Source organism: Lysinibacillus zambalensis (assembly GCF_040183165.1).
In the GTDB taxonomy this organism is placed as follows: domain Bacteria; phylum Bacillota; class Bacilli; order Bacillales_A; family Planococcaceae; genus Lysinibacillus; species Lysinibacillus zambalensis.
The window spans coordinates 1-348 of record NZ_JBEGDG010000079.1; the positions used below are offsets into that span (position 1 = coordinate 1).

3 tRNA genes are annotated in these 348 nt (G+C 56.6%); all 3 read right to left on the minus strand.

Annotation, left to right across the window (positions count from 1 at the left end):
* Window positions 1–88 precede the first annotated feature (88 nt).
* The 3 genes from ABNX05_RS26125 to ABNX05_RS26135 all read right to left on the minus strand — a co-directional run bounded on the left by ABNX05_RS26125 (window position 89) and on the right by ABNX05_RS26135 (window position 348).
* A tRNA-Ile gene (locus ABNX05_RS26125) sits at window positions 89–165 on the minus strand.
* Between the two features lie 7 nt (window positions 166–172).
* Window positions 173–246: transfer RNA gene (locus ABNX05_RS26130), tRNA-Met, on the minus strand.
* Window positions 247–272: 26 nt separating this feature from the next.
* Window positions 273–348: transfer RNA gene (locus ABNX05_RS26135), tRNA-Ala, on the minus strand.

Sequence of the window (348 nt, forward strand, 5' to 3'; positions counted from 1 at the left end):
GAACCCCCGCGCGGTGTTACCCGCCTGTCGGTTTTCAAGACCGATCCCTTCAGCCAGACTTGGGTATACCTCCGTAACAATATATAAATGGTGGACCTTGCAGGACTCGAACCTGCGACCGGACGGTTATGAGCCGTCTGCTCTAACCAACTGAGCTAAAGGTCCTTTAAGATGGCGGCAGAGGGGATCGAACCCCCGACCTTACGGGTATGAACCGTACGCTCTAGCCAGCTGAGCTACGCCGCCAGGATCTTTATACTGGTTATCTTTTATGGTGGAGCCTAGCGGGATCGAACCGCTGACCTCCTGCGTGCAAGGCAGGCGCTCTCCCAGCTGAGCTAAGGCCCC